The organism is Caballeronia ptereochthonis (genome assembly GCF_001545075.1).
GTDB classification, from domain to species: domain Bacteria; phylum Pseudomonadota; class Gammaproteobacteria; order Burkholderiales; family Burkholderiaceae; genus Caballeronia; species Caballeronia ptereochthonis.
The window spans coordinates 105,127-128,529 of record NZ_FCOB02000019.1 but is presented as its reverse complement, the minus strand read 5'-3'; the positions used below and the strand labels follow the sequence as shown (position 1 = coordinate 128,529).

General features: G+C 64.1%; 18 protein-coding genes, 1 tRNA gene and 2 pseudogenes. 9 read left to right on the top strand and 12 right to left on the bottom strand.

The genetic code is table 11. The features are described 5' to 3' along the window. Nucleotides 1-12: 12 nt before the first annotated feature. The 4 genes and pseudogenes from AWB83_RS20785 to AWB83_RS20770 all read left to right on the top strand — a co-directional run. Nucleotides 13-1,209 (top strand): annotated as a pseudogene (locus tag AWB83_RS20785) (amino acid aminotransferase); the annotation flags it as partial. A gap of 196 nt (nt 1,210-1,405) precedes the next feature. Next, entirely contained in the window at nt 1,406-2,581 is a 1,176-nt protein-coding gene (locus AWB83_RS20780) for an MFS transporter (RefSeq protein WP_244197820.1), read from the top strand. A gap of 452 nt (nt 2,582-3,033) precedes the next feature. Next, a complete protein-coding gene (locus AWB83_RS20775) occupies nt 3,034-4,119 on the top strand; it encodes a glycosyltransferase (RefSeq protein ID WP_087047494.1) in 1,086 nt (361 codons plus the stop codon). Further along, nucleotides 4,116-4,970 (top strand): polysaccharide deacetylase family protein, encoded by an 855-nt coding sequence (locus AWB83_RS20770; RefSeq protein ID WP_087047493.1) that lies wholly within the window; start codon nt 4,116-4,118, stop codon nt 4,968-4,970. Before AWB83_RS20775 ends, AWB83_RS20770 begins: the two co-directional genes overlap by 4 nt. 73 nt (nt 4,971-5,043) lie before the next feature. Here AWB83_RS20770 and AWB83_RS37310 read toward each other — a convergent pair. After that, nucleotides 5,044-5,205, bottom strand: a pseudogene (locus AWB83_RS37310) (LysR family transcriptional regulator); the annotation flags it as partial. A gap of 525 nt (nt 5,206-5,730) precedes the next feature. Continuing rightward, a tRNA-Leu gene (locus AWB83_RS20760) sits at nt 5,731-5,815 on the bottom strand. Nucleotides 5,816-6,064: 249 nt separating this feature from the next. Here AWB83_RS20760 and AWB83_RS20755 point away from each other — a divergent pair. Then, nucleotides 6,065-8,164, top strand: coding sequence for a putative bifunctional diguanylate cyclase/phosphodiesterase (locus AWB83_RS20755; protein WP_087047491.1), 2,100 nt, complete (start codon nt 6,065-6,067; stop codon nt 8,162-8,164). 28 nt (nt 8,165-8,192) lie between these two features. Here the strand turns inward: AWB83_RS20755 and AWB83_RS20750 are convergent, their stop codons facing one another. After that, a complete protein-coding gene (locus tag AWB83_RS20750; RefSeq protein WP_087047490.1) occupies nt 8,193-8,816 on the bottom strand; it encodes a LysE family translocator in 624 nt (207 codons plus the stop codon). A gap of 40 nt (nt 8,817-8,856) precedes the next feature. Further along, on the bottom strand, nt 8,857-9,486 hold the full coding sequence (locus AWB83_RS20745; protein WP_087047489.1) for an FMN-binding negative transcriptional regulator: 630 nt from the start codon (nt 9,484-9,486) through the stop codon (nt 8,857-8,859). Nucleotides 9,487-9,576: 90 nt separating this feature from the next. On the opposite strand from AWB83_RS20745, the gene pdxR reads away from it, so the two are divergent. Beyond that, a complete protein-coding gene (gene pdxR, locus AWB83_RS20740; RefSeq protein ID WP_087047488.1) occupies nt 9,577-11,088 on the top strand; it encodes a MocR-like pyridoxine biosynthesis transcription factor PdxR in 1,512 nt (503 codons plus the stop codon). On the opposite strand, the gene AWB83_RS20735 is transcribed toward pdxR, so the two are convergent. Together AWB83_RS20735 and AWB83_RS20730 are read right to left on the bottom strand one after the other, a co-directional pair. Beyond that, nucleotides 11,054-11,998 carry an amino acid ABC transporter substrate-binding protein gene (locus AWB83_RS20735; RefSeq protein WP_087047487.1) on the bottom strand — a complete coding sequence of 315 codons (945 nt, stop codon included), beginning with the start codon at nt 11,996-11,998 and terminating at the stop codon, nt 11,054-11,056. The genes pdxR and AWB83_RS20735 overlap by 35 nt on opposite strands. A gap of 13 nt (nt 11,999-12,011) precedes the next feature. Next, nucleotides 12,012-13,316 (bottom strand): dicarboxylate/amino acid:cation symporter, encoded by a 1,305-nt coding sequence (locus tag AWB83_RS20730; RefSeq protein WP_087047486.1) that lies wholly within the window; start codon nt 13,314-13,316, stop codon nt 12,012-12,014. Nucleotides 13,317-13,705: 389 nt separating this feature from the next. On the opposite strand from AWB83_RS20730, the gene AWB83_RS20720 reads away from it, so the two are divergent. Continuing rightward, nucleotides 13,706-14,077, top strand: a complete 372-nt coding sequence (locus tag AWB83_RS20720) for a BON domain-containing protein (RefSeq protein ID WP_087047484.1) — start codon at nt 13,706-13,708, stop codon at nt 14,075-14,077. Between the two features lie 33 nt (nt 14,078-14,110). After that, entirely contained in the window at nt 14,111-15,703 is a 1,593-nt protein-coding gene (locus tag AWB83_RS20715; RefSeq protein ID WP_087047537.1) for an MFS transporter, read from the top strand. 176 nt (nt 15,704-15,879) lie between these two features. Here the strand turns inward: AWB83_RS20715 and AWB83_RS20710 are convergent, their stop codons facing one another. The 5 genes from AWB83_RS20710 to AWB83_RS20690 form a co-directional block, all read right to left on the bottom strand. Then, the gene (locus AWB83_RS20710) at nt 15,880-16,140 is read right to left on the bottom strand and encodes a hypothetical protein (RefSeq protein WP_087047483.1); all 261 of its coding nucleotides are present in this window, start codon (nt 16,138-16,140) and stop codon (nt 15,880-15,882) included. 41 nt (nt 16,141-16,181) lie between these two features. Further along, complete coding sequence (locus tag AWB83_RS20705) at nt 16,182-16,442, bottom strand: hypothetical protein (RefSeq protein ID WP_087047482.1); 261 nt, start codon at nt 16,440-16,442, stop codon at nt 16,182-16,184. A gap of 45 nt (nt 16,443-16,487) precedes the next feature. Then, nucleotides 16,488-16,748 carry a hypothetical protein gene (locus AWB83_RS20700; protein WP_087047481.1) on the bottom strand — a complete coding sequence of 87 codons (261 nt, stop codon included), beginning with the start codon at nt 16,746-16,748 and terminating at the stop codon, nt 16,488-16,490. A 505-nt stretch (nt 16,749-17,253) separates the two neighbouring features. Continuing rightward, nucleotides 17,254-17,514: a hypothetical protein gene (locus tag AWB83_RS20695; RefSeq protein WP_087047480.1), complete on the bottom strand. Its 261-nt coding sequence runs from the start codon at nt 17,512-17,514 to the stop codon at nt 17,254-17,256. Nucleotides 17,515-17,842: 328 nt separating this feature from the next. Then, nucleotides 17,843-18,748, bottom strand: coding sequence for a LysR family transcriptional regulator (locus AWB83_RS20690; RefSeq protein WP_087047479.1), 906 nt, complete (start codon nt 18,746-18,748; stop codon nt 17,843-17,845). Nucleotides 18,749-18,852: 104 nt separating this feature from the next. Between AWB83_RS20690 and AWB83_RS20685 the strand changes: the two genes are divergently transcribed. Continuing rightward, on the top strand, nt 18,853-22,395 hold the full coding sequence (locus AWB83_RS20685) for an indolepyruvate ferredoxin oxidoreductase family protein (RefSeq protein ID WP_087047478.1): 3,543 nt from the start codon (nt 18,853-18,855) through the stop codon (nt 22,393-22,395). On the opposite strand, the gene AWB83_RS20680 is transcribed toward AWB83_RS20685, so the two are convergent. Further along, nucleotides 22,359-23,339 carry a LysR family transcriptional regulator gene (locus AWB83_RS20680; protein ID WP_087047477.1) on the bottom strand — a complete coding sequence of 327 codons (981 nt, stop codon included), beginning with the start codon at nt 23,337-23,339 and terminating at the stop codon, nt 22,359-22,361. The two genes, AWB83_RS20685 and AWB83_RS20680, sit on opposite strands and share 37 nt — an antisense overlap. Nucleotides 23,340-23,403 lie beyond the last annotated feature (64 nt).

Genomic DNA, 23,403 nt, shown 5'->3' with positions numbered 1-23,403 from the left:
ACTGGAGCTGTCATGTTCGAACACATCGATGCCTATCCCGGCGATCCGATCCTCACGCTGAACGAGAACTTCGCAAGGGATCCGCGCGAGCACAAGGTCAACCTGAGCATCGGCATCTACTACGACGACGAAGGCCGCCTGCCTGTCATGGGCGCCGTGCGCGAGGCCGAGGCGCAGTTGCTGGCGGAACCCGCCGCGAAGCCATATCTGCCGATGGCGGGCATGGCGGACTATCGCGATGCCGTTCAGTCGCTCGTGTTCGGCGACGATTCGCCGGCGCGCGCGGAACGCCGCATCGCGACCGTGCAGACGCTCGGCGGCTCGGGTGCGCTCAAGGTCGGCGCTGACTTCATCAGGCGTTATTTCCCCGATGCGCAGGTCTGGGTGAGCGATCCGACGTGGGACAACCATCGCTTCATCTTCGAGCGCGCGGGATTCACGGTCGGCACGTATCCGTACTACGACGAAGCGACGGGCGGCCTCAAGTTCGAGGCGATGCTCTCGGCCATCCGTGATCTGCCCGCGAAGAGCGTCGTGCTGCTGCACGCGTGCTGTCACAATCCGACCGGCGTGGACCTGAGCGATGCGCAATGGGTGAAGCTGATCGGAGCGATCAAACAGCGCGAACTGCTGCCGTTCATCGACATGGCTTACCAGGGTTTCGGCGCCGGGATCGATGCCGACGCATTTGCGATTCGCGAGATGGTTCGCCAGAACGTGCCGGCGTTCGTCGCCAATTCGTTCTCGAAGAACTTCTCGCTATACGGCGAGCGCTGCGGCGCGCTGTCGGTGATCTGCGAGTCGCCGGACTCGGCGGCACGCGTGCTGGGCCAGCTGACGAGCGCCGTGCGCGCGAACTACAGCAACCCGCCGACGCACGGCGCGAAGATCGTCGCGCGCGTACTCGCGACGCCGTCGCTGCGGCAATCCTGGGAAGACGAGCTGGCATCGATGTGCCGGCGCATCGCGCGCATGCGTGGCGAGATCCACGCGCGCCTGCGCGGCAATGTGCCGGAACCCATGCTCGCGCGTTATCTGGATCAGCGCGGAATGTTCACCTACACGGGGCTTTCCGCCGGGCAGGTCGACGTGCTGCGCGAGCGGCACGGCGTGTATCTGATTCGGTCCGGACGCATGTGCGTTGCGGCTTTGAATGATCGCAATGTTGGAGCGGCCGCTGCGGCTATCGGGGAAGTGCTCTCGAACGGCGATCTGATCGGCGCCGAGCCGCGTTCACTCGCGGCGTCGTTCGACGTCAGCAGCAAACCCGGAAGAAGGGTCGGAAGCTGACCGGGGCTGAAGGCGCTATCCGTTGCTCGCGCGCGAATGACATGTCGGCACTGAAGCGGCGGGAACGTTTGCTTGCGCGATCGCATGACAGGAAAAGCATCTTCCAGGTGAAGTCATGCATCGGGCGACCCAGGAGGGCCGCGTCTCGCTGATCGCGGCCGCTCTCCTGCTCGGCGTGCTTTACGCGGGCAGCACGCTCGTCACGCCGCTCTATCCTCTTTATCAGCGCGAATTCGGCCTCTCCGACCTCACGGTCACCCTCGTCTACGCCACCTACGTGATCGGCAATCTTGCGGCGCTGCTCGCGTTCGGCCGCATTTCCGATCAGGCGGGCCGCCGTTTCGTCAGTCTGGTCGTGCTCGCCGTCGCGGTGGCGAGCACGCTGCTCTTTCTCTTCGCCGTGCATCCCGCGCTGCTGTTCGTCGCGCGGGGCGCGAGCGGCCTTGCGATCGGCGTCGGCGCCGCGACCGCGTGGATCGCGGAGCTGCATCGCGCCGCCGACAAGGCGCCCGCGAGCCGCCTGGCCGCGGCGGTCAATCTCGCGGGCCTCGCCGCGGGCGTGCTGATCGCCGGCCTGCTCGCGCAGTTCGCGCCGTGGCCGCTGCGTACGGTGTTCGTCGCGTATCTGGCGGTGCTCGTCGTCACGGCGGCGCTCGCGGGGCGCACCCGCGAAACCGTCGATGCGCCCGTGCGCTCGCGCGCGGCATTGTCGTTCGCGCCGCGCATCGGCATTCCTGCGGATCTGCGCGTCGCGTTCGTCGCGCCCGCCGTCACCGCGTTCGCCACGTTCGCGCTTCTCGGCTTCTATGCGGCGCTGCTGCCCAATCTGCTCGCCAACAGCATGAACATCCGCAGCCCGGCGTTGAGCGGCGCGATCGTCGCGGAGCTGTTCGTCGCGAGCACGATCACCGTCATCGCGACGCCGATGCTCGCCGCGCGCACCGCCATGTTCGCCGGTTTGTCGCTGCTGCCGCCGAGCCTCGCGTTGCTCCTGTGGGCGCAGGCGGACGGTTCGATCGCGCTGCTGATATCGACGACGGCACTGTGCGGCCTTGCATCGGCGCTGGGGTTTCGCGGCAGCCTGCAGGAGATCGATCGCATCGCGCCCGATGATCAGCGCGCCGAACTGTTGTCCGCGTATCTGCTTTGCTGCTACAGCGGCAATTCGCTGCCCGCGGTGGGCATTGCGGTGCTCTCGCGTCGCATCCATCGGACACCTCTGGGCCGATGTGGCTTTCGGGGCCGTTTCCGTGACGCTTGCGTTCATCGCGCTGGCATGTGCGCCGGATGAGCTGACGGACCGGACACCGCGTTACGGCACGTGTGGAACGGAGCGTGATTTTCGGAGACGTGTCACGCCCCGGTTGTTCTCTTTGTGTGCTGGAGCGCACTGGCGCGTGCGGCGCAGTCTTTCTGAAACCGTCTCTTGGCGAAAACCCTCACGAGAATTTGTCAGAAAACAGTCAACCAAATGGTCTCCTGAGCCGTTAGCGCGCCATGCCATACGGCCGCATGGCCGGGCCGCGGTAATCGACCTTTGAGCGAAGGTCGCCGGCACGCGTCGAGTCCTGCCCGCAGCGCACTTTCATAATGCTTGCAAGCCAGGTCTCCATCCCTTGAGCCTCGTTCGAGGCCAAAAGATTTCCTTAATGTTTTATTACGATTCGCATACGACAGAAAGCTAAACTAAATATTACCAAATATTTCCGGCAGCTTCGCTGCCGGTTTTTGGAGACCAGGGGTTTGAAGATATTACATAGCGAGTCATCGAAAGGTTGGGGCGGTCAGGAAATCCGTACATTGAAGGAGATGGTGGCGATGCGCGAATGCGGGCACACCGTCGAACTGATCTGCCCGCGGGACGCGCGTATCGGGGAACGTTGCGCCGATCACGGATTCACGGTCCACCACGCGCGCATGCGAGGCGGCGGCGACGTGCGCTCGATGCTCCGCATCGAGGCGCTTCTGCGCCATCGCGCATTCGACGTGCTCAATACGCATAGTGGCCACGACAGCCTCGTCGCCGGCACGGCGGCGAGGCTCGCGCGCACGCCGCTCATCGTGCGCACGCGGCATCTCGCGCTGCCCATCAGCTCGCTCGCGACGTACACGTGGATTCCGCACCGCGTGATCGCGGTGAGTCATTTCGTGCGCCGTTCCCTCATCTCCGCGGGCGTCGCGGAGAAGCGCGTGCAGACGATCTACGACGGCATCGCCAGGCCCGAGGCAGTCGCGCATTCGACCCTGCGCGCGGAGCTCGGTCTCGAACCGGATGCGCTCATCGCCTGCATGGTCGCGATCATGCGCGACGAGAAAGGCCACGAAGATCTCATTGCGGCTGTGCGTCCGCTTCTCGAGACGCATCCGAACCTCCACGTCGTGATGGCGGGCGACGGCCCTGCGTTCGAGCGCATCAAGGGCATCGTGGCAGGCTTCGGCATCGCGCATCGCATTCACATGCTGGGCTTTCGCACCGACGTGCCGAATATCTTTCGTGGCTGCGATTTGTTCGTGTTGCCCACGCATCAGGAAGCGCTGGGGCAGGCCTTCATCGAAGCGATGGCGGCCGGCTTGCCCGTGATCGGCACGCACGTCGACGGCGTGCCCGAGCTCATCGAGCACGACGTCAACGGCTTGCTCGTGCCGCCTCGCGATCCGGCGGCGCTGCGCGCGGCGATCGTGCGCATGATCGACGAGCCGGAATTGCGGCAGCGTTTGCGCCGCGAGAGTCTGCGCATCATGGAGCGAGGCTTTACGGTCGGCGACATGGCTTATGAAACCTCGCTCTTTTACCGGCGCGCATTGCACGAGCGAGGTCATCGTCGATGAGCCGGCCTAATGCGCGCGCCGTACCGGTGCTGATGTATCACCACGTCAGCACGTCGCCCGGCATGATTACCGTGAAGCCCGAGCACTTCGCGGCGCAGATGGACTATCTCGCAGAAGCCGGATATCGCACCATCGGTTCGGCGCAACTCGCCGCCTTCCTGCGCGGCGACGACGTGCCGGCCAAGTCGATCGTCATCACTTTCGACGATGGCTATCTCGACAACTGGGTGCATGCGCATCCGATACTGGAACGGCACGGCTTCACTGCGTTGTGCTTTCTCGTGAGCAATTGGCCCGGCGAGGGCAGCGTGCGTCCGAATGCTTCGCGCGCGAGTGCCGAGCTTCCGCGCCTCCTGGATCATCGCGCGGGCGAACTCGCGATCGAAAACGGGCGCGCCGACGACGTCATTCTGCGCTGGTCCGAAATCGACGCGATGCGCGAGGCGGGCACGTTCGAGTTTCATAGTCACACGCATACGCATGTGCGCTGGGACCAGGTCGCGGGATCGGCTGCCGAAAAGCGCACGCGCCTGCAAGACGATCTGAGCACGGCGCGCAAGGTCTTGCGAACGCGCCTGGGCGAAGCGTCGGATCATCTGTGCTGGCCGCAAGGCTATTACGACGATGACTATCGCGAGGTCGCGCTGGCCGCGGGCTTTCGTCACTTCTACACGTGTCATGCGGGCACGAATGTCGGAGCGAAACCGCTTGATCGAGAGTCGTCCGCCGATGCGGAGCGCACCATCAAGCGGCTCGAAGTGCGGGATCGTCCGGCGTCGTGGCTCGCGTCGCGTCTCTGGGTGCATACCCGGCCCGCAATCAGCCGGGCTTATCTGAGCATCAAGCGTTAGTCGCGATACGTCGCGACGAATGCGCGCGCGGCCTCGTTTTCACCGCATGCGTCGGCTTCCCGAGCGTCGACGGTCATGGCGGTCCAGGCGCCGGCGATCGGTCTCTCACGTTGCATTCGGCCCACTCGCGAACTGCAGTCGCGAAGAGTCGCAGTGCCGTCGGCGGATGGCGATTGGCAGGGTAATAAAGGCAGAGCCCGGGAGACGATGGACTCCAGTCGGCAAGCAAATGGGTAGATCCAGCGATCGTCAAGTGGATGAGCGAGAGGACGTTGGACTTGTAGCGCCTGCGCCCGATGCGGGCTCGTCGAGGTCCGCGCCCTCATGAAAGCAGCCGTTGTCCGGATGACAGCCGTTGCCACCATCGCGCATTTCGCGAAGGAAGGGCTCTTCGATTTTTCGCTTGCGCCGGTCGGACTGACCCCGGATGAGTACAACGATCCTGCTCTATGGTGAGTGATTCAGCTTCGTCAAGCTACCCGTAAACTCGCGCTGTTAGGATGGCGCCTCCATCATTTTCAAGTCAACGAACTCATGAAAAAGGCTCTTCTCGCCATCCTGGCCGCGGGCACGACATTGTTTGCGGTCGCTCCGGTTTTCGCAGCAACGCATCACCATCCTGTTTGCCACAAGGTGCACGTGCATCATCATTGGGAACGTCACTGCAAATAAGGCGTTGCTGCTGCAAGCCGAAAGCCCCGTCCGGACCATGGTCCGGACGGGGCTTTTTTTCTTCCGATGGCGATGTCGGAGTGTCATTTGGTGCCCAGGGCGGGACTCGAACCCGCACGCCTCTCGGCGCTACCCCCTCAAGATAGTGCGTCTACCAATTCCGCCACCTGGGCAAGAGGGGTGCCATTCTAGCGGGCGAGCGCCCGTTTGTGAACTGGCTTTGCTCGCGCATTCCGCTCACGGTCACCAATTCGACGCGCGAGCGTTCGTCCGACCCCTGAATCCCTAAAGTTTTCTTTTAGCTGACCGATACAGCAGCGGGGACCATGCGCCGCGCAACGATGCGGCGAGGCCCGCCGGAGCTGGGGTCGAGACGGAAGAGAAAGCAGTCGCAACAGACTGACACGAACGAGAGAGGCCCGATGACTGGTGTTTATAACCCGCTGCTGGTCTGCCTGTCGCTGGTGGTCGCATTCCTGGCGTCCTACACGGCGATGGAGCTGTCCGGCGGCCTGAACGCGCTCGCGAGCGCGAAAAGGCGGCCGGCATGGCTCGCCGGCGGCGCCGTTTCGATGGGCGTCGGCATCTGGTCGATGCACTTCATCGGCATGCTCGCGTTCTCCCTGCCGATCGCGGTCGGCTACGATTTCGTCATCACTGGGGCGTCGCTATTCCTCGCGATCAGCGTATCGTTCATCGCGCTCGCCACCGCGAGCCAGGGCGCGCTGTCGCGCAGGCGGCTCATGGTCGCCGGGACGATCATGGGCGTCGGCGTGGCCGCGATGCACTTCACCGGCATGCACGCGATGCAGATGTCGCCGGGCATCGAATACACGCTCTGGAAGCTCGTGCTCTCGGTGGCCGTGGCGATCGTCGCGTCGATGGCGGCGCTCTGGCTCGCCTTCACGCTGCGCGCCGCGGATGTGGAGAACCTCGTCGTCAAGCGGCTCGGCGCGGCCTTCATCATGGCGCTCGCGATCACCGGCATGCACTATCTCGGGATGAGCGCGGCCAACTTCGCCGCCGGCAGCCTGTGCCTCGCCGAAGCAAAGCTCGACGCCGACTGGCTCGCGCTCGCCGTCACGGCGATGTCGTTCATCGTCCTGGTCGGCACGCTGGCGCTGGTCGGCTTCCATACGAGCAGCCTCTCGATCTCGCTCAAGCGCGCGAACCGGCAACTGCATTATCTCGGCACGCACGACGCGTTGACGAAGCTGCCGAACCGCCAGCAGCTTTCGTTGCGCATCGCGCAGGCGGTCGCCGAATGCGAGCGCGATGAATCGGCGTTCGCCGTGCTGTTCATCGACCTCGACGGCTTCAAGTCGATCAACGATTCGCTCGGTCACGGCGTCGGCGACGAACTGCTGCAGGTGTGCGCCGAACGTCTGCGCCAGGACCTGCGTCATACCGACATGGTCGCGCGCCTGGGCGGCGATGAGTTCGTGATCGTGGTCGAGAACGTGGCGGATGCGTCGTCCGCCGTGGCGGTCGCCAATGGCGTGCTGCGGCGGCTTTCCCAGGAGATCGTTGTCAACGGATTGCCGTTGCGGGTCAGCGCGAGCATCGGCATCGCGTTTCATCCGCGCGACGGCCGCAACGCCGACGAACTGCTCCATAGCGCCGACGCCGCGATGTACGCCGCCAAGCAAAGCGGGCGCAACACGTCCCGCGTGTTCGAGCCGCAGATGAATCACACCGCGCACAAGGCGCTGATCCTGCAGCGCGATCTGCATCGCGCGTTGAGCGACGCGCAGTTCAGCGTGTCGTTCCAGCCGAAATTCAGCGTGGCCTCGCAATCGGTGACGGGCGTCGAGGCGCTGATCCGCTGGCGTCACCCGGAGCTCGGGGAGGTTCCGCCGCTCGAATTCATCCCGATCGCGGAACGCTCGGGCCTCATCGTCGAGATCGGCGACTGGGTGCTGCGCGAGGTCTGCCGCAACATCGCGCTATGGGACGCGCGGGGGCTGCCCGTGCCTTGTGTGTCGGTGAATCTGTCGCCGATCCAGTTCAACGTGCCGGATCTGGTGGAGCGCATCGATTCGCTGATCGCTGCGGCCGGCGTCGATCCATGCCGGCTCATGTTCGAGATCACGGAAACGGCAGCGATGCAGAACGTCGAGAAGACGAGCCTCACGATCGAAGCGTTGCAGTCGCGCGGCTATGCGGTCGCCGTCGACGATTTCGGCACGGGCTATTCGAGCCTCGGCTACCTGCAGCGCTTCAGATTCGATCAGATCAAGATCGACGGCTCGTTCGTGCGCGATCTCGATTCCGACGGACAGCGCGGCGGCGCGTTGCTCTCCGCCGTCGTGACGCTCGCGCGGGCCTTGCAGATCGAGGTCGTCGCGGAAGGCGTCGAGACGGAATCGCAGATGCGCACGCTCGGCGCGCTCGCCTGCGATCAGATGCAGGGCTATCTGTTGAGTGAGCCGATGCCGGCCGCCGAATTCGTGGCGTTTCTGCGCGGCGCGGCGGACCGGATCGTCGTGGCCGGCAGCGTGTGCGCCGCGCCCGCGGGGTGAGGGCGGCGTTCCCGGCAAAGAGCGGGCATCAGACCGCGCTCGCCCGTCGCGCCAGCGCGAGGTACGCGCCCAGTCCCAGCATGACCAAGCCCGAGGTGCGCGTGAGCAGCCGGGCGCGCGCCGCGCGTGCGGCGCCGGATCTGAGCAGGCGCGCAGCCGCGAACACCGCGATCACGTCGACGAGCGTGTTCAAGCCCACGCAGATGCCTCCGAGCAGCGCCAGCTGAGGCACCAGCGGCTCGCCGGGCGAGGCGAACTGCGGCAGAAAGGCCAGGAAAAAGAGCGCGGTCTTGACGTTGAGCGCCTCGACGACGATGCCCTCTCGCCAGGCCCGGCGCGCACCTTGCGATGCGACGGGCGCCATGTCGAGCGTCTCCTGCCTGCGCAACAGCATGCGCACGCCCAGATAGACGAGGTAAGCCGCGCCGACGTACTTCACCAGGCCGAAGAGCATTGCGGATTCCGCAATCAGCAGGGACAGGCCGAGCGCTGCCGCGAGCACGTGAATCAGGCCGCCCATTGCCGTGCCGAAACACGAGGCCAGCCCCTCGCAACGGCCGCCCGCGACCGTGCGCGCGACGACGTACGCGATGCCCGGACCGGGCGTGATGGCGAGGACGATGGCGGCGATCAGAAAGGAAACGAGCGACATGTCGTGAAGATCCCGTGGGTCGTTGAAGAGAAGGGCGCGCTTACGCCTGGCCGGCCCGGTGCATCGACTGCGCGAGCTCATCGTGATGGCGCTTCGCCAGCTCGTCGGCGGCATTGTTCCGATCGCGCGCGTCCTTGTTCTGACTGAGCTTCGACTTGCCGACCAGCGACGTCACCGCGATCTCGATGCCCACGATGCTGCGCAACATGCCGTCGATGAAGTCGGGCGGCGCGTCGCCCATTTTCCAGGGCCTGGGCTCGAACTCCTCGTGCCGCCGCGTCAGGCGGGCGACGAGGCCGCGCACGAAGCGTTCGTCGTCGCGAATCGTGAGCGTGCCGTGCGCATGGACCACCTCGTAGTTCCACGTCGGCACCTGCCGATGCGTCTCGTGCTTGCTCGGATACCAGTTCGGCGAAATGTAGGCTTGCGCGCCGCGGAAGATGACCATGACGGGCGTGCCGGTCGGGCAGCGCTGCCACACGTCGTTCGCTCGGGCGACGTGGGCCGTGAGCAGGCCGTGCTCTCCCACATCCGGATCGAACTCGAACGGAATGTGATTCGCGTCCAGCCCGGCGTCTCCGTGCGTGACGAGTATGCCCAGCGGATGCGCGCCGATGATGCGATGCAGTTCCTCGGGGCGCGTTTCGGCGAAGTGCGGCGGAATGTACATCGTGAATCCCCAAATTGGCGGTGTGACGCGAAAGCTCACACTGTCGCGCGAAACAGGCACAATGAGAAGATCCAGTTTTCTCGATTCTTCATGGACCAGTTTCGCAAGCCGCCTGCGGGCGCGAGCGCCGGGACCGGACGCCGCATCTATGACATGCTGCGCGCGCAGATCGCCGACGGCACGCTCCCCACGGGCGCCCGATTGCCGTCGACACGGGCGCTCGCGGCCGATCTGGGCGTGTCGCGCACGACCGTCACCGCCGCCTACGAGCAGCTCGCGGCCGAGGGCTTCCTCGTCACCGCCGCGGGGCGAGCCGCGCGGGTCGCGAGCCCGCCGGTCGCGCCCGCGGCGTCGAGCGCGCGTCCTGCGGCAGGGCGTGCGCCGTCGCTTTCCGGGTTCGGTCGCCGCGTGGCGGAAATCACGGCGCCGCCGCTGCCTTCCGTCGCCCGGGGCCGCATCGACTTTCTCTATGGCGCGGTGGCCGCGCGCGACTTTCCCGCGCTGATCTGGCGGCGCGCGTATCAGGCGGAACTGCTGCGTCAGCAGGACAGCCTCTACTACGTCGCGCCCGAAGGCGACGCGTTCCTGCGCCGCGTGCTCCAGGCTTACCTGCGGCGCGCGCGCGGGCTCGTCTGCGATGCGGAACGGATTCTCGTCGTGAGCGGCACACAGCAGGCCATCGACCTGTGCGCACGCCTGCTGCTCGATCCCGGCGATGCGTTCGTCTTCGAGGATCCCGGTTATCTGATCGCGCGCCACAGCTTCGAAGCCGCGGGAGGCCGCCTCGTATCCGTTCCCGTCGACGAGCACGGTCTCGATACGCGCAGCCTGCCCGTCGATAGCGCCGCTCGTCTGGTCTACGTGACGCCCTCGCACCAGTTTCCGCTGGGCGGCGTATTGCCCATCGGCCGGCGTCTCGAACTGCTCGAGTGGGCGCAGCGGCACGATGCATGGGTCATCGAGGACGATTACGACGGGGAGTTCCGCTATGGCCAGCGCCCGATCGATGCGCTTCAGTCGATCGATGCCAATGGCCGCGTGATCTATGTCGGCACGTTTTCCAAGGCGCTGTCGCCGCATCTTCGGCTTGGCTATCTGGTTCTGCCCGACGAGCTCGTGCCGGTGTTTCGGCAGGCAAAGCGATTGAGCGATCGTCACGCGCCGGTGCTCGAGCAGCGCGTGCTGGCATCCATGATCGAGAGCGGCGCTTACGAACGCCATGTGCGGCGCGTGCGGCGCGAGTACGAGCGCCGCCGTGCGGCGTTGCTCGATGCGATCGCGCAGTTCCTGCCCGCGGGCGCGCGGGCCGCGGGGACGGCGGCAGGGCTGCATGTTCTGCTGTGGCTGCCGTCGCTGAGTTCGAAGGACGAGCCTGCGCTCGTGGCGGCGGCCAACCGCGAAGGTGTGGGCGCGTATCCTGTCTCGCCGCTCTTCGCCGCGCGGGGACGCACCGCGCAGCCTCGCGCCGCCGGGTTGATCCTGGGCTATGCCAGTCTGACCGTCGACGAGATCCGGCGAGGGATAAGCATTCTGGCCACGGTGATTTCAGCGTTCGCGCCGCAGCCGCTCACTGCGCCTCGCCGCCCGCCATCGTCTCGATGATGCTTTCGAGTTGAGCGCTCATCGGCATGTCGAGGCTGGTGCCGGACGGCAGGCGACGCAGGAACCAGCGCTTGTATTGACGCTCGATCTCGCCATCCGCGGCGAGTTCCTGGAACGTATCCCTCACCACTTGCGCGAGCTGCGGATCGTTCTTGCGGAACATGATGCCGTATGGGTCATACGACAGATAATCGCCGACCACCTGATAGGCGCCGCCTTTCGCAGCGTTTTCGGCGATGAGGCCATATAGCAGCACGTCGTCGGTGGCGAACGCGTCGGCGCGGCCGTCGGCCACGCGCGCGAAGCCTTCCGCATGGTCCGGCACCACTTGCAGCTGAAGCCCGAGATCGAACTTCTTGTCGAGATCGCGCAAGGCCTTTTCATTCGTCGTGCCTGCCGTCACCGCGACCTGCTTGCCTGCCAGATCGCGAAACGAGCTGATCGGCGAGCCTTTCCTGACCATCACCTTGGTGCCGGCCACGAAGATGATCGGCGAAAAGGCCACGCGTTTCTGGCGCTCCAGATTGCTGGTGGTCGAACCGCATTCGAGGTCCACGCGGCCACTCGTCACGGCATCGATGCGGTTCTCCGGCGTGACGGGCACCCACTGAATGTTGAGGCTCTTGTGGACCGCATTCCCGATTGCGGAGACCAGCGACTTGCACAGTTCGATGGAATAGCCGCTCGGTTCCTTGCGCGCGTTGAGATAGGAGAACGGCACCGAAGCCTCGCGATAGCCGAGCGCGATCGTGCCCGTGTCGCGCACCTTGGCCAATGTGCCGGTCAGTGTCGCCGGTGCGAACGTGTCGATGGCGGGGACCGGCGTCTGCACGTCCTCGGCTGCCCGCGCCGGCGAGACGGCCACGACGCTGGCCAGCGCCAGCGCCGCCCAGAAGCGCTGCGTCTTCATGGCTCGGTCTCCGTCAGACTTGCGCCGGGTGCGCGAGCGAGGCGTCCTGTTCGGCCTCGATGCGCGCTTCGTTCGCCGCGGCGTCCGATTCCGACAGCAGCTCGCCTTCCCACTTGGCGACCACCGCGCTCGCGATCGAATTGCCCACCGCGTTCGTGGCGGAACGTCCCATGTCGAGGAAAGTGTCCACGCCGAGAATCAGCAGCAAGCCGGCCTCGGGAATGTTGAACTGGTTGAGCGTGGCCGCGATGACGACCAGCGACGCGCGCGGCACCCCGGCCATGCCCTTGGAGGTCAGCATCAGGATCAGCAGCATGGTGATCTGCGTGCCGAGCGACAGGTGAATGTTGTACGCCTGCGCGATGAAGAGCGACGCGAACGTGCAGTACATCATGGAGCCGTCGAGGTTGAACGAGTAGCCCATCGGCATCACGAAGCTCGAGATCTTGCGCTTCACGCCGAACCGGTCGAGCGCGTCGAGGATCTTCGGATACGCGGCTTCGGAACTGGCGGTCGCGAAGGAGAGCATGAACGCTTCCTTGATGAGCGACAGCAGCTTGAGGACGCGTCGCCCGAGGAACACGAAGCCGGCGAGCGTGAGCAATCCCCACAGGAGAAACAGGCTGATATAGAAGTCGGCCATGAAGACGGCGAACTTCAGCAGGATCGTCAGCCCGTTGACCGCGACCGTGGCGGCCATCGCGGCGAGCACGGCCAGCGGCGCGAGCTTCATGACGTAGCCGGTGATCTTGAGCATCACGTGCGAGAGCTGGTCGATCGCGGCCAGCAGGACCTTGCCCTTGTCGCCGAGCGCGGCGAGCGCGACGCCGAAAAACATGGAGAACACGACGATCTGCAGAATCTCGTTGTTGGCCATCGACTCGGCGAAGGATCTCGGCACCATGTGGCTGACGAAGTCCTTCAGCGTGAACTTCGACGTTGCGAGATTCGCCGACGCGCCGATGTCGGGCAGCGGCAGCCCGAGGTTATCGCCGGGCCTGAGCAGATTCGACATCAGGAGACCCAGCAGCAGCGAGACGAGAGAAGCGGTGACGAACCAGGCGAGAGCCTTGGCGAACACGCGTCCGACCGAGGCCGCGTCGCCCATGTGCGCGATGCCGACCACCAGCGTGGAAAAAACGAGCGGGCCGATCAGCATCTTGATGAGGCGCAGGAAGATGTCCGATATGAGCGAGATGTAACCCGCGACCTCCGTGGCGACCTTCTTGTCGGGAAAGCTGGTGAAGATCATGTATCCGATCACGATGCCCAGGATCATCGCGCCCAGAATCCAGACGGCTGCGGAACTCTTCTTCATCTCCAGGCCTCCATTTTCTGCATGTCGAATGATTACATGTCAAATTTCGGATGGAACGGGCGATGCAGGTCGGGTCGGCTTGGTCTTCAGGTTTCGTTTCGGCCGTCCCGGTGGACTTCTGAGCAGCGTATGTCGGCAATTATTCAGATGGTAGCGTGGTTCCCTGAAGAAATGTTGCAGGATCGATTTTACGAATTTCGGCGCTTCCGGAACTGTACGCCGCTCCGCCCCAACGGCAAACGGCATTTACGATCAGACCTCGGGCATTGGAACCTCGCCCGCTGACGAAGCAAACTTGCCTTTCATGTATGAACTCGCCGACTAGAATTGTTCGAGACGTACCTTCGCGCAATGGCGCATCCATCGAAGCCTCAACACGGGAGCACGCAATGAACATGATCAATTCGCTCAAGCTGGCAGGTGTTGCATTAGTGGCCGCTGCATCGCTCAACGCGTGGTCGCAAACCAGCGACGCGACCGCGACGACTGACCAGTCCGCCACGCCATCGGCGAGTACGGGAAGTTCCAAGGCGGCGGCACGCAAGGCCAATCGGGCGCTCAGCAAGAAGGTGGCTCAGGCGTTGCAGAAGGGCGGCATCGATGTGGTCGGAATCAACGTGATCGCCAAGAACGGCGCCATCACGCTTGCAGGGCACGCCGCGGATGGGACCCAGATCGACAAGGCCGCCGCGATCGCCAACGGCGTGAGTGGCGTCACTTCGGTCAAGAATGTTCTGACGATTCAGGAAGGCGGCCAGTGATGGCGTGAGTCTTCGCGCAGGGGGATGCACGACATGAGGTTTTTCGTCGCTGCCTTCGATCCGGAGCGGCAGGTGCTGCCGTTCCGCGAATCGCTGCTTGCGATGCTCGGCATCGCATTCGTCACGATGCTGGTCGCGCTCGACCAGACGATCGTTGGCACCGCTTTGCCGCGCATCGTCGCCGATCTGAAGGGCTTCGATCTCTACGCGTGGGTCGCGACTTCGTACATGCTCGCATCCGTCATCACGATTCCGATCTTCGGGCGCCTGGGCGATCTCTTCGGCCGCAAGCCGTTCATTCTCGCGGCGATCGTCCTCTTCACGCTGGCCTCCGTGCTTTGCGGGCTCGCCGGCAGCATGCTGTTTCTCGTGATCGCGCGCGGCCTGCAAGGCATCGGCGGCGGCATATTGCTCGGGACGGTGTTCGCGACGGTCGCCGACCTCTTTCCAGATCCGAAGCTGCGTCTGCGCTGGCTCGTGCTGGTCACGTCGACGTTCGGCGTCGCCAACGTCATTGGCCCGACCCTCGGCGGCATGCTTACGCAGATGCGTGGCTGGCGGCTCGTCTTCTTCGTCAATGTGCCCGTCGGCATCGTCGCGTTGATGCTGGTTCAGATGTTCGTGCCGAACCTTCGCCATGTCAAAACGCGCGAGCGCATTCAACTGGACTGGCTCGGCGCGTGCGTCGTTGCGGTGACGTTCGGCGCGCTGCAACTGCTGATCGAAGTGCTGCCCAGAGAAGGCATGAGCGGCACGGCGATCCTGCTCTTGCTGATCACGCTGGTTTTCGGCGCGACGCTGTACTTCTGGGAGAAGCGCATGGGCTATCCCGTCGTGCCCGTCGATGTATTGCTCGACCGCAAGCTCGTCGCGCTGTTCGCGATTTCGGTGCTCGGCGGTTTCGCGCTCTTCTCGATGGCGTTCTATATACCGCTGCTGTTCCAGGGCGGTTACGGCATGTCGCCGCACGATTCGGGCATGCTGATCACGCCGCTTCTGCTCGGCACGACCGTAGGCAGCATGCTCAACAATCGCATCGTCACGCGCATCCGTCGCGCGAACGACCTCATGTATGTCGGTTTCGCATTATGCGTGGCCGGGTGCCTTGCGCTCGTGTCGCTCAGCGGCAAGGAGCCGCATTTCGTGTGGATGGCGTGCATGGGCGCGAGCGGGCTTGGACTCGGCCTCGTCGCAACGAACCTGACGATCTGCTCGCAGCAGATCGTCGCGCGCGATCAGATCGGTGCGGTAACGGCGCTGCTTCAATCGCTGCGCATTTTCGGCGGCATGCTGGGCACGGCGATAACGGGCGCGTTGCTCGGACATCTTTACGCCCGGGCCGTGCATCGCCCGCTCGATTCGTATCAGGCGACGCAGTGGCTCAAGTCGTTTGCGAGCCCTGACTTGCTGATCGACCGCGCGGAGCAGTCCGCGCTGATCGAGCGCCTCGTGAGCGTCGGTCAGTCAGGCGACGCGATGATGCATACGGCCCGCGCCGCGCTGGTCGCATCGATCCATATCGGCCTTGTGGTTGCCGCGCTGGCGGCGTTCGTCGGCTTGTGTCTCGCGTGGTTCGTGCCCGCTGTACGCGTCGTGTACGGCGATGTCAGGGAAGGGCGTGCGTGAAGCGTGCCATGGCCCGGGGCATGGTTGCTCGGCACTTCATCAATTCGGTTGGGAACTTTCGAGGATCCGCCGGCCTGGCTGGCCGTGTCGCTTCGCTTCTTCGTGAAGGACGAATCGGAGAAGAGCGGGAGAAGGAGACAGTCGGCCTGGTTCCTTCTCCCTTCGAGGATGATGCTTTAGAGCTTCACGCCACCGAGGAGGCTGCCCACGGCGGTGAGCGACTTCGTGATGTCCTTCACGTCGACGTCGGTGTGCGTCGAGGCATCCACTTGCGTGACCGGCGCGATGTTGGTTTGCGGGCTGGCGAACGAGACACCGCCGCCCTGGTAGTTGGAATTGATGCCGTTGTTCTGGAAGATGCTTGTACCGCCCACGATGGCGCCCATTTCAGCGCGGTCGAGTTCTTTGCTAACGGCGAGGTTGTCGATCTTCAGCATGATGTATCTCCTGATAACTTGGCTGGTTGGATGAGTACGGGTCAGACCTTCACGCCGCCGAGCAGGCTGCCCAGCGAGTCGATCGACTTCGTGACGTTGGTCAGGTCGACCTTCGTGTATTGCGATGCATCCACTTGGGTCACCGGCGCAACATTGATCTGCGGGCTGGCGAACGAGAGGCCGCCGCCCTGGAAGTTGGAGTTGATGGCGTTGTTCTGGAAGATGCTCGTACCGCCGACGATGGCGCTCATTTCAGCGCGGTCGAGTTCCTTGCTGACGGCGAGGTTTTCGATCTTCAACATGATGTATCTCCTGATCACTTGATTGGGTCGGATGGTGGATGCTGCTTAGACCTTCACGCCACCGAGGAGGCTGCCCACGGCGGTGAGCGACTTCGTGACGTTCTTCAGGTCGACGTCGGTGTGCGTCGAGGCATCCACTTGCGTGACCGGCGCAACATTGGTTTGCGGGCTGGCGAAGGAGAGGCCGCCGCCCTGGAAATTGGAGTTGATGCCGTTGTTCTGGAAGATGCTCGTACCGCCCACGATGGCGCCCATTTCGGCACGGTCGAGTTCTTTGCTAACGGCCAGGTTGTCGATCTTCAGCATGATGAATCTCCTAATCACTCGGTTGGTTGGATGAGCATCAATCGTTGCGCTCGCAGCTACATTTGCGAGAGCCGTGCCAGGCGGGTTAGAAGATCTGCTCGGTTAATCCAAGTGCTTGAAGATAAATGACAATGTTGCATGGATGCGCAAGCGGCGATCGATTCGCGCTCTCGTGACCGGGCGCAGACTGTTGGTCGTGGAAAAACGGATGACGGGGGACATGTTGGTATCGGGCGAACGCATCGGATCAGGCGAGTGACGCGGCTTCTACAGCAACGTCGTCTTCTTGATGCGGGAGCAACGTCGCAAGCGGTTCGAGCGGCAATGAACACGTCGAACGAAAAAAGGCCCGCTGTACGAGCGGGCCAAACCAACAATCATCACCGGAAACGAGGGGCCGCCAAGGGGATAGCGGACCTCTCTTTGAGCCTCGACATATCCGACGTCAAGGTTCAGAGAGAGGAGAAGGAAACACGTGGTCTCTTCTCCCTTCGAAGCAGACGTTTTAGAGCTTCACGCCGCCGAGCAGGCTGCCCACGGCGGTGAGCGACTTCGTGATGTCCTTCACGTCGACGTCGGTGTGCGTCGAGGCATCCACTTGCGTGACCGGCGCGATGTTGGTTTGCGGGCTGGCGAACGAGACACCGCCGCCCTGGTAGTTGGAATTGATGCCGTTGTTCTGGAAAATGCTCGTACCGCCGACGATAGCGCCCATTTCGTCACGGTCGAGTTCTTTGCTAACGGCCAGGTTGTCGATCTTCAGCATGATGTATCTCCTAATCACTCGGTTGGTTGGATGAGCACTAATCGTTGCGCTCGCACCTACCTATGCGAGAGGTATGCCAGGCCGGTGTAGAAGATCTGTTCGGTCAAGCCAAAGCCTTGACGATAAAGACAAAGCCGGTATCGATGGGCGATTGTCCAGCTCTTTCGAGAGCGTCATGCCGACGGAGTATGTTGGTTGCTGCAAGACAGAGCCCCGGACCTTGTCTGCACCCGACGAACAGGAACGTCGATGTTCGTCTTCGGTCGTGATTCCGGCAGAATGCTTTGGCGAACGGCGCGCGACAATCGACGCGCCAGGGACATACGCGTCAACCGCCGCATGCGTGAATGAGGAACTGCTGCAAAGCCGCCGCCGGGCCGCTCAGTACCGCGCCCTTGCGCCAGATCATGCCGGCCTCCATATGCGGAATGGCGTCGTGGACAGGCCGCGCCTCGATGCGCTTGCCCTCGAGCGACCACGGTCGAAACACCATATCCGACAGCACGGTGACGCCGAAGCCATGCGCCACCAGACCGCGCAACGCCTCCATCGAACTCGTGCGAAACGCGATGTTCGGTTCAATGCGCTTCTTGTGCCAGTAGCGCATCGTCGAATGCTCGCCCTCGTCGACGGTGATCATGATGTACGGATGCTCGGCGATGTCCTTGAGCGAAACGGCCTGCCGCTGCGCAAGCGGATGCGTCGGCGCGACCCATAGCTGGCGCCGCGAGCGTATCAGCACCTGGCTGCCGAAGCGGCTCGCGCGCTGCACGTTCGAGAGCAGCACCACGCCGATATCGACATCGCCGCTTGCCACCGCCTCCTCGATCCCGGGCCGCTCCATGTCGCGCAGATCGAAATCGATGAACGGATACGTCGCGCGGAAGCGGGCGAGCAGTTCCGGCAAAAAATACCCGAGAACCGTATACGACGCGGCGATGCGCGCCACGCCGCGCATGTCGTGCGAGCGAAAGGGCGGCTTGTGCATCGCATCGCGCGCGGCGTCGAGCACGCGGCGCGCGTGGTTGTGGAAATCCTGGCCGTCGGGCGTGAGCGCGACGCCTTGCGGCAGGCGCTCGAACAGCTTCGTGCCGAGCGCGTTTTCGAGCGCCAGCACCGCGTTGGTGATCGCCGATTGCGATACGTGCTCGTTTGCCGCCGCCATCGAGAACTGGCCCGTTTGCGCGGCGGCCACGAAATAGCGCAATTGCCGGAGCGTGAGATCGAATGCCATCTGATTTTCGGATACCAGAGTTGTTTATTCGTGATTTTACGATGGCAAATCGGCTTCATATACTCGGGCAAAAAACTATTCACGTATCCGGAGACGAGCCCCTCATGAACGCACCCGACTTAGCCGCGCTAGCCCCCGCAGACGTTTCGCTGGACGACAAATACACGCTGGAGAAAGGCCGTGTCTACATCAGCGGCACGCAGGCGCTGGTGCGCCTGCCGATGCTGCAAAAGGCGCGCGACCGCAAGGCGGGGCTGAACACGGCGGGCTTCATCTCGGGCTATCGCGGCTCGCCGCTCGGCGCGCTCGATCAGTCGCTGTGGAAGGCGAAGCAGCACCTGAAGGACAACGACATCGTGTTCCAGCCGGGCGTGAACGAGGATCTCGCCGCCACGTCGATCTGGGGCACGCAGCAGGTCAACCTCTGGCCGGGCGCGACCCGCGACGGCGTGTTCGGCATGTGGTACGGCAAGGGCCCGGGCGTCGACCGCACCGGCGACGTTTTCAAGCACGCGAATTCCGCTGGCACCGACGGGCATGGCGGCGTGCTCGTCCTCGCGGGCGACGATCACGCGGCGAAGTCGTCGTCGGTCGCGCATCAGTCGGATCATGCGTTCATTGCGGCGGGCATTCCGGTGCTGTATCCGTCGAACGTGCAGGAGTATCTCGACTACGGCCTGCACGGCTGGGCGATGAGCCGCTATTCCGGCCTGTGGGTCGCGATGAAATGCGTGACCGACGTGGTCGAATCCACCGCATCGATCGATCTCGATCCGGACCGCGTGGAGATCGTCACGCCGACCGACTACGCGATGCCCGCGGGCGGTCTCAACATCCGCTGGCCCGATTCGCCGCTCGCGCAGGAAGCGCGTCTGCTCGACGAGAAGTGGTATGCGGCGCTCGCCTACGTGCGCGCGAACAAGCTGAATCGCGTCGTGATCGACTCGGACAAGCCGCGCTTCGGAATCATCACGGCGGGCAAGGCGTATCTCGACGTGCGCCAGGCGCTCGCCGATCTCGGCCTCGACGACGAAACCTGCGCGCAGATCGGCTTGCGCGTGCTGAAGGTCGGCTGCGTGTGGCCGCTCGACGCACAGGACGCGCGCGCGTTCGCGACCGGCCTCGAAGAGATTCTCGTGGTCGAGGAGAAGCGGCAGATCCTCGAATACGCGCTGAAGGAAGAGCTCTACAACTGGCGCGAGGACGTGCGCCCGCGCATCTACGGCAAGTTCGACGAGCGCGACAACGAAGGCGGCGAGTGGTCCGTGCCGCGCGGCAACTGGCTCTTGCCCGCGCATTACGAGCTGTCGCCCGCGCTGATCGCGAAGGCCATTGCGCGCCGTCTCGCGCGTGCGGATCTTCCCGCCGATGTGCGCGCGCGCATGCTTTCGCGCGTGGAGACAATCGAAGCGAAGGAGCGCGAGGCAGTCAAGCCGCGCGTCGGCGTCGAACGCAAGCCGTGGTTCTGCTCGGGCTGTCCGCACAACACGTCGACGCGCGTGCCCGAAGGCTCGCGCGCGCTCGCGGGCATCGGCTGCCATTACATGTCGATGTGGATGGACCGCAAGACCGAGACGTTCAGCCAGATGGGCGGCGAGGGGGTCGCGTGGATCGGGCAGATGCATTTCTCGGGCGACAAGCACGTGTTCGTCAATCTCGGCGACGGCACGTATTTCCATTCGGGCCTGCTCGCGGTGCGCGCGGCCATCGCGGCGAACGCGAACATCACGTACAAGATTCTTTATAACGACGCCGTCGCCATGACGGGCGGCCAACCCGTCGACGGTGTGCTCACGGTGCCGCAAATCGCGCATCAGGTGCATGCGGAAGGTGCGAAGCGCATCGTCATCGTGACGGACGAGCCGCACAAGTACGACGCCGGAATCGAACTGCCGAAGGGTGTGACCGTGCATCATCGCGATGAACTGGACAGAATCCAGCGCGAACTGCGCGATACGTCGGGCACGACCGTGCTCATCTACGATCAGACCTGCGCCACCGAAAAGCGCCGCCGCCGCAAGCGCGGCACGTATCCCGATCCGGCGCGCCGTGCGTTCATCAACGATGCCGTGTGCGAAGGCTGCGGCGATTGCTCGGTGCAGTCGAACTGCCTGTCGGTCGAGCCGCTCGATACGCCGCTCGGCACGAAGCGCAAGATCAATCAATCGTCGTGCAACAAGGACTTTTCTTGCGTCAAGGGCTTTTGCCCGAGCTTCGTGACTGCCGAAGGCGCGCAGCTTCGCAAGCCGAAAGCGGCGGCGGGACAGAAGCCCGATTTCGACAACCTGCCGTTGCCTTCGCTTCCGGCGTTGACGAAGCCTTACGGCATTCTCGTGACGGGCGTAGGCGGCACGGGCGTCGTGACCATCGGCGGGTTGATCGGCATGGCGGCCCATATCGAGCGCAAGGGCGTGACCGTGCTCGACATGGCCGGCCTCGCGCAGAAAGGCGGCGCGGTGCTGAGTCACGTGCAGATCGCGCCGGCGCCGGATGCGCTGCACGCGACGCGCATCGCCACCGGTGAGGCGCGCCTCGTGATCGGTTGCGATGCGATCGTGTCCGCATCGAACGATGTGCTCTCGCGCACGCGAAACGGCATCACGCAGGCCGCCATCAACAGCGGCGCGACGCCGACGGCCGAGTTCGTCACCAATGCGCACTGGACCTTTCCGGGCGCGCAGACGGAGCGTGCGCTAACGGAAAGCATCGGCGCGGGCTGCGCATTCGTCGATGCCAACGCGCTCGCGCTGAAGCTGCTCGGCGATACGATCTACTCGAATCCGCTGCTGCTCGGTTTCGCGTGGCAGAAGGGCTGGTTGCCGCTGGAGCTGGCGAGCCTGAAGCGCGCGATCGAACTGAACGGCGTGGCTGTCGAAAAGAACTGGCTGGCGTTCGGCTGGGGACGTTTCGTCGCGCATCGCGGCGTGGGCGATCTGATCAAGGCGGCGCAACACGCGATCGTGATGAAGATGCCAGAGTCGCTGGAGCAGGTGATCGCGACGCGCGAAGCTTTGCTTGCGGCGTATCAAAACGACGCGTATGCCGGTTCGTACCGGAGCGTGGTCGAACGCATCCGCGCAAAGGAAAAGCAACTGAACGGCCACGCGAAGCTGCCGCTCACGCGCGCCGTCGCGGTGAATCTGGCGAAGCTCATGGCTTACAAGGACGAGTACGAAGTCGCGCGCCTTTACGCCGATCCCGCATATCTCGACAAGCTGCGCGAGCAATTCGAAGGCGAGCCGGGACGCGACTACAAGCTGGCGTTCCATCTCGCCCCGCCGCTCTTCGCCAGACGCGACGAGCACGGCCATCTCGTGAAGCAGCGCTTCGGCGCGTGGATGCTGCCCGCGTTCCGCTTGCTCGCAAGGATGAAGGGTCTGCGCGGCACCTCGCTCGACATGTTCGGCAAGACCGCGGAGCGCCGCGCCGAGCGCCAGTGGATCGCGGATTACATCGCGCTCGTCGATGAGTTTTGCGCGACGCTCGACGCGGAGCGCTTCGATACGGCGCTGCAACTCGCCAAGCTTCCCGATGAGATCCGTGGCTTCGGCCATGTCAAGGAGCGCAACCTGGCGGCTGTTTCGAAGAAGCGTGAGCGCCTGATCGAGCGTTATCGCGCGCCGGTGGAACTCGCGGCGACGGCCTGATCTTCATATGCGTCGCGCGCCGCCGCGCGCAGTGCATCGACCATCACTTCCGTGGCGGGCGTGAAGAGCCGATCCGCCCGCGTGACGATGCCGAAGTCGTCCATCCTGCAATCCATCGGCAGCGGCAACATCGCGACGATGCCATGCCGCGCGTAGTAGCGCGCGACGTCTTCCGCCAGCACGGCGATCATATCGCTCTGTTCCAGCAACTGCGTGACGAAGAGAATCGCCGCCGTCTCGACGACGTTCGACGGCGGCGCGAGGCTCGCGCGCTGGAACATCAGGTCGAAGCGATGCCGCAGCACGCTGCCCGCTGGCGGCACGAGCCACGCGGCCTGCTGAACGTCGTTCAAGGCCAGGGATTTCTTCTTCAGCAAGGGATGATCCGCACGCACGACTGCATGCGCCGGTTCTTCCGCGAGCGGCTCATAACGCAATTGCACCTTGTCATGCTCGGCGGACAACCGTCCGATCACGATGTCGAGCTTGTCCTGCGCCAGGCGTTCGAGCAGCACATTGCTCGTATCGATCTCGACGGAGATGCGGATATCCGCGTGCAGGCGCTTCACCGCTGCAACCGCGGCGGGCAGAAGCCGCACGCCCGGCGACGTGATCGCGCCGATGCTCACGTGCCCGAGCCGCCCCGACTTGAGCGCGATGAGTTCTTCCTGAGCCTGATCGAGACTGCCGAGCACCGCGCGCGCATGGCGGATGATCGCGTCGCCATAAAGCGTGGGACGCACGCCGCGCGGCTCGCGATCGAAGAGCGTCACACCGAGCGCCTCTTCCAGCTCGCGCAGGGTCTTCGACGCGGCGGGCTGCGTCATGTTCAGCGCGGCCGCCGCGCGATGAATATTACCTTCTTCCGCAAGCGCGACGACGAGCAAAAGCTGTCGCGTCTTCAAGCGGCTGTGCACGTACCGGGGGCTCGAATTCAGCAGCATTTAAGGGTTTATACGAATGCTGATTTGGATATCGACAAGGTCCAACTTTTCATTGGCAGATTAT

Excerpts from the sequence above, each read along its gene's own strand:
- AWB83_RS20780 (WP_244197820.1), top strand. The coding sequence starts at position 1,406 with ATGCATCGGGCGACCCAGGAGGGCCGCGTCTCGCTGATCGCGGCCGCT.
- AWB83_RS20770 (WP_087047493.1), top strand. The coding sequence starts at position 4,116 with ATGAGCCGGCCTAATGCGCGCGCCGTACCGGTGCTGATGTATCACCAC.
- AWB83_RS20755 (WP_087047491.1), top strand. The coding sequence starts at position 6,065 with ATGACTGGTGTTTATAACCCGCTGCTGGTCTGCCTGTCGCTGGTGGTC.
- AWB83_RS20750 (WP_087047490.1), bottom strand. The coding sequence starts at position 8,816 with ATGTCGCTCGTTTCCTTTCTGATCGCCGCCATCGTCCTCGCCATCACG.
- AWB83_RS20745 (WP_087047489.1), bottom strand. The coding sequence starts at position 9,486 with ATGTACATTCCGCCGCACTTCGCCGAAACGCGCCCCGAGGAACTGCAT.
- pdxR (WP_087047488.1), top strand. The coding sequence starts at position 9,577 with ATGGACCAGTTTCGCAAGCCGCCTGCGGGCGCGAGCGCCGGGACCGGA.
- AWB83_RS20735 (WP_087047487.1), bottom strand. The coding sequence starts at position 11,998 with ATGAAGACGCAGCGCTTCTGGGCGGCGCTGGCGCTGGCCAGCGTCGTG.
- AWB83_RS20730 (WP_087047486.1), bottom strand. The coding sequence starts at position 13,316 with ATGAAGAAGAGTTCCGCAGCCGTCTGGATTCTGGGCGCGATGATCCTG.
- AWB83_RS20720 (WP_087047484.1), top strand. The coding sequence starts at position 13,706 with ATGAACATGATCAATTCGCTCAAGCTGGCAGGTGTTGCATTAGTGGCC.
- AWB83_RS20715 (WP_087047537.1), top strand. The coding sequence starts at position 14,111 with ATGAGGTTTTTCGTCGCTGCCTTCGATCCGGAGCGGCAGGTGCTGCCG.
- AWB83_RS20710 (WP_087047483.1), bottom strand. The coding sequence starts at position 16,140 with ATGCTGAAGATCGACAACCTCGCCGTTAGCAAAGAACTCGACCGCGCT.
- AWB83_RS20705 (WP_087047482.1), bottom strand. The coding sequence starts at position 16,442 with ATGTTGAAGATCGAAAACCTCGCCGTCAGCAAGGAACTCGACCGCGCT.
- AWB83_RS20700 (WP_087047481.1), bottom strand. The coding sequence starts at position 16,748 with ATGCTGAAGATCGACAACCTGGCCGTTAGCAAAGAACTCGACCGTGCC.
- AWB83_RS20695 (WP_087047480.1), bottom strand. The coding sequence starts at position 17,514 with ATGCTGAAGATCGACAACCTGGCCGTTAGCAAAGAACTCGACCGTGAC.
- AWB83_RS20690 (WP_087047479.1), bottom strand. The coding sequence starts at position 18,748 with ATGGCATTCGATCTCACGCTCCGGCAATTGCGCTATTTCGTGGCCGCC.
- AWB83_RS20685 (WP_087047478.1), top strand. The coding sequence starts at position 18,853 with ATGAACGCACCCGACTTAGCCGCGCTAGCCCCCGCAGACGTTTCGCTG.
- AWB83_RS20680 (WP_087047477.1), bottom strand. The coding sequence starts at position 23,339 with ATGCTGCTGAATTCGAGCCCCCGGTACGTGCACAGCCGCTTGAAGACG.